Genomic DNA, 4,929 nt, shown 5'->3' on the forward strand with positions numbered 1-4,929 from the left:
GGTGGCAATGGGGGCTTCTTCGAGTGAGCCTCTTAGAAGCGCGTCATTCATTGCTGAATATGCTCCGGTTGATCCACCTTGGCCGAACGGGGCATGCTGGTGCCTCAAGGGGGCGAACCGCGACGACATTTGCAGTGGTAATGGGGAACCGTCAGGTCACATGGACGTTCCCGTATGAGGGGAAATTCAGGAGGGGAAATGAAGCCGCTATACCTTGCTACACTCGGATGTCTTTCGATCTTCGCAGTGACCTACTGCGCGATTGCTGGAAAAGATAGATATGAAGAGCTTGAAGCGTCTTTCCATCGAGTACCCTCTATACTGTTCAGTGAAGGGGGAGCCTAAACCTCATTATGGCGCCGCTGCATTCTTCCGCTCGAGCAATGGGGTTTCAGCGTCGATCGTCTGGCCGTCCGTGATAAGATGGCGGTCGCGTTTAGTGCAGTCGGCAACTTGCAGATCGCTCTCACGCTGATTGGCCCACGTCCGAACCCGGCCGCAGGTGAAATCGAGCTTCGGTAGACATCGCGTGGCTCAAACCGCGCGATTTCGGTGATGTTCGACAGGGAGATCTCATGAAGGCAGCTCTTTGGAGGCTTCTTCGAGTGAGATCTCCATCAGACCACGCGTGCGGGTTTGATCATCCTTCATGCTCCGGACTTGCGAGGGACGTCGATCCGCTCTATCGTTTATCGTGAACGTCGGAGACTAAGCTCATGAAAAGACACAATATCATTGTGTGCACTAGCATTGCCGTCTTTCTGCCGGCCGCATATCACGGGATGATCGTTCTCTCTGGGATTGCTGTAGCGGCATTTTTTTACGAGATCGGCAAAATGTCAGATGCTATCGACCGAGCCTTGCGACCTCAGGGTGAAAATGGCGTAGCCACAGATACCCAGCCTGTCACATCAGATGATGGGTCATAAGTCTGCAATCCTCTGGCAATAAGGTTAGACCCCCAGGTCCGTTCGGCATTCCACAACAGACCGGTCTGGCCGTCCTAATCTGCAGGGCGAGCAGCTCGTTCTGCTGTGAAGCAGGACTTATGAACCTGAAAAGTTAGTTGGCGAATAAAATTGGTTAGGCTCGCACAAGAGCTGTATTGCTCGGACATCTGCACTGTTAGCACAAGAAACAGATCGCGGTTCAGTTCGCATGTGCCTTCTGCCATTCGGCCAATGTGTCCAAGGCCGACCGGATTGTGACATCCATATCCATGTATCGATAGGTTCCTAACCGGCCTACGAAGGTTACACCCTTCTCTGCAGTGGCGGCCTCTTGGTACTGTTCCAATAATGTATCTCCATCGGTGCGGTGGATCGGATAATATGGAATATCGCCGGGCTCACAGGCACGGCTATATTCGCGGAACAGAAGTGTTTTGTCGTGCTCTTCCCAGGGGCTGAAATGCTTATGCTCTGTAATCCTGGTCCAGGGCACTTCTTCATCGGTGTAATTCATCACCGCACAGCCTTGAGCGTCGCCGGTCTGCTCAATGCGTTTGAAGTCCAGGGTGCGGTACTGCAAGCGCCCAAGCCTGTGTTTGAAATAGGCGTCTAGCGGGCCCGACCAAAAAACGTGATCGTAGTCTTCGATATCCGAAGCGACCAGTTCCGTGTTCAACTTTACCTCAATATTGGGGTGATCGAGGATATTCTCAACCATCGATGTATAGCCATGTTCCGGCATGCCTTGGTGACGATGGGCAAAGTAATTGTCGTCATAGTTGAAGCGCACAGGCAGCCGCTTCAAGATTGAGGCGGGAATTTCTGTGGGTTCCTTGCCCCATTGCTTGCGCGTGTACCCTAGAAAGAAGGCCTGGTAGAGTTCAGGCCCAATGAACTTTAGAGCTTGTTCTTCAAAGTTCCGCGGTTCTTCGATTGAGGTGTCAGCCCGCTCTTGGATGAATTTGCGTGCTTCGTCAGGCGACATTGTTGTCCCAAAGAACTGGTTAATCGTCAGCAGATTGATCGGAAGCGAAAACACCCGGCCTTGAGAGTGTCCGATCTTCTGTGTAATTGCGATCTGGTCCATGCTTCCTGAGAGGAGCAAGGACGATGACCATATCCAAGGAACTGCTGGACGAACTACTGAAGGGCTGCGAGCGGCCTGAAGACCTGCTTGGCGATGCCGGGCTAATGAAAGAGCTCAAGATCAAGCTGATGGAGCGGATGCTCGGTGCTGAGCTGACGGCACATCTGGGCTATGAAGACGGCAAGGATGCCCCGCCTGATCAGGCCAACCGTCGCAACGGGTCATCTGCCAAGAGATTGAAGGGGCAAGACGGTGAACTGCCTATCGCTGTGCCGCGGGACCGGGACGGCAGCTTCGAGCCTGAACTGGTGAAGAAGGGACAGACCCGCATTGATGGGATGGATGACAAGATTATCGGGCTTTACGCCGCCGGTCTGACGGTCCGCGATATCCGTGCTCATCTTGAGGACGTCTATGGCCTGCAAGTCTCGCCAGACTTGATCAGCCGCGTGACCGATGCGGTGTTGGATGAGGTTCGGGAGTGGCAATCCCGGGCGCTGGACCGGATGTATCCCATCGTCATTTTTGACGCTCTGCGGGTCAAGATCCGCGACGCCGATAGCCGCATGGTCAAGAACAAAGCCGTCTACGTGGCCCTTGGTGTCAGCAGGGATGGCGTGCGCGAGGTTCTTGGTCTTTGGATCGCCGACAACGAGGGCGCCAAATTCTGGCTCTCCGTGATGACAGAGCTGAAGAACCGTGGGCTGCAAGACATCCTGATCGCGGTCGTGGACGGCCTCAAGGGCTTCCCTGATGCCATCACAGCAGCCTTTCCGGACACAGCCGTGCAGACGTGCATCGTTCATCTCGTGCGCCACTCGTTGAACTTCTGTGCCTGGAAAGATCGCAAGGAGGTGGCCGCTGATCTGCGGCGGATTTACAGTGCCCCTACAGCCGAGCAAGCTGGCTTGGAGCTGGATGCCTTCGAGGAAAAATGGGCTGGGAAATATGCCTCCGTCGCACCGGCCTGGCGCAGAGCTTGGCAGGAAGTGATCCCGTTCTTTGCTTTTGATCCCGCCATCCGGAAGATCATCTACACCACGGATGTGATCGACAAGACTTTTCTTCTGGTTTCTGCTAATCTTTTCCTGTGTGGTCGACCTCGTGGCGAAGCGTGACGCGTCAGCTGGAAGCGTCACCGGGCAGCCTATTTAGTCCCTGCTGGCTTGAGGCGACTGCACACCCGGGTCGTTTCGAAGGATACGTTCGCCAAGCTGCAACAAAGTGCTCATAGCTTTTCTCTGCCCGTTCCGCGATCTGCACTTCCTGATCTCGCAACTCCTTAACGTGATAGGCATAGCTGGCACCACGCTTGTTACCTTTCTTCGGCGGCACTCCGGCAGCCAACTCCATGGACCGGATTTTATGGGCGACAAGACTGGGTCGAGCCCAACGGTAATCTTCCTGCTTTGTCAGCATATGCCAGCACAGCGTAGTAAGCTTGCGTGCCACCGCAACGGCAGCGATTTGGTGGCCACGGCGCGCACGGATACGGATGAAGAACGCGCGCAGCGGGCCTGGCGCTTTAGCCGCTGCCCAAGCCGCCTCGACCAGCATTGCGCGGGCGTGGCTGCGGCCGGCCTTGCTGATCCGGCCATGATAGGCTGGCCCGAGGCCGGATTGGCGCACCCGTGGGTTCAGCCCGAAGTAGCTCACCAGTTTCTGAGGAGAAGTAAACCGGTCGATGCTGCCGATCGCCGCCATCAGCCCGGCCGCCACTGTTAAATTAACCCCGGTGATAGTGAGCAGCCGCCGGATCGGTTCATCTTCCAAGGCGCCTTGAGCGATATCACCGTCGAGCATGGCGAGATCTTCCCCAAGTCGATCCAGTTCTCGGATATGGCGCACGATGGCGGCTCGCTCATCCTCCGGCACCGACTGGCGGGTCAGCCAATCGCGGCCACGCTTGTTGAAGAGATCGGCATGTGGGCATTTCGGGATAAGATGCGCATGCAGGATGGCATGCACCTCGTTCTTGATCCGGGTTCGATGCCGGACAACCTGATAGCGGCGCGCAACGAGCCTACGCATCCGCTCCGTCGCCGCATCCGGGGTCCAGATCTCCGGCAGGTAACCAGCCGCATGTAAACTCGCCAACGTTGCAGCGTCTACCTTATCGGTTTTCACGTGCGCGTGGGCGATGGCCTTCACCTGAAGCGGGTTGGCGATCACCACCCGTTTCACATAGGGCGTCAGCACGCGCGACACCGCCATGCAGTTCCCGGTCGCCTCGATCACGACCTCGTCCGTCTTCAGAAGTTGCCTGCCGAACCCCTCCAGAGCCGTGCGAGTCATGTCGACCCGTCCCTCGTGCCTCGTTAGACCGTTCTCCCAGATCACCACCTCCCCAAAGGTACGGTGGATGTCGATTCCAATTACGCGTCGCATGTGCGCCTCCCATTGCCAGTGACAAAAAGCGGGAGCGGCGGGCGACACGACAACTACGGATTCGCGCTCTCGGCGCAACCGGGCGAGTCGCAGAGGCGGCCAACTACTAACTCGAGCTCTCGGCTCATGCTATAGGAACGGCCTGCCCGCACATTCGTGCTCCCGGTGCCTCTGTCCCGGATGGTCGCACCATACACCCAAATCCGAAAATCCGGGCCGAACTTTGACACCAGAATCTTCATACCGGTTACCAACGCAATTGAAAGCTTGAACCGTGTAATCCGCAAATCGATCAAGACGCGGGGATCGTTCCCGACCGAAGACGCTGCAACGAAGCTGATCTACTTGGCGATCCGAAACTTTGAGAAAGGCGGCCGGAATGTTCGAGAATGGTTTGCGGCTCGCAATCATTTCGCCATAATGTTCGAGGATCGCTTCAATGCGTGACTGTATCTAAAACCCGCATGGGCCAGGCCAGATACACAAAGTTCATGACACTCCCCC

At 56.2% G+C, this 4,929-nt stretch carries 1 protein-coding gene and 3 pseudogenes; 2 read left to right on the forward strand and 2 right to left on the reverse strand.

The genetic code is table 11. From position 1 onward, the window contains the following. Nucleotides 1-1,149 precede the first annotated feature (1,149 nt). Nucleotides 1,150-2,001: pseudogene (locus tag ABJN75_RS19835) on the reverse strand (UDP-galactopyranose mutase); the annotation flags it as partial. A 59-nt stretch (nucleotides 2,002-2,060) separates the two neighbouring features. On the opposite strand from ABJN75_RS19835, the pseudogene ABJN75_RS19840 reads away from it, so the two are divergent. Further along, nucleotides 2,061-3,092 (forward strand): annotated as a pseudogene (locus tag ABJN75_RS19840) (IS256 family transposase); the annotation flags it as partial. Between the two features lie 67 nt (nucleotides 3,093-3,159). Here the strand turns inward: ABJN75_RS19840 and ABJN75_RS19845 are convergent. After that, a complete protein-coding gene (locus ABJN75_RS19845; RefSeq protein ID WP_348408480.1) occupies nucleotides 3,160-4,407 on the reverse strand; it encodes an IS110 family transposase in 1,248 nt (415 codons plus the stop codon). Nucleotides 4,408-4,674: 267 nt separating this feature from the next. On the opposite strand from ABJN75_RS19845, the pseudogene ABJN75_RS19850 reads away from it, so the two are divergent. Beyond that, nucleotides 4,675-4,872: pseudogene (locus tag ABJN75_RS19850) on the forward strand (transposase); the annotation flags it as partial. Nucleotides 4,873-4,929: the final 57 nt, after the last annotated feature.

This window comes from Hoeflea sp., assembly GCF_039975035.1.
Taxonomy (GTDB): domain Bacteria; phylum Pseudomonadota; class Alphaproteobacteria; order Rhizobiales; family Rhizobiaceae; genus Hoeflea.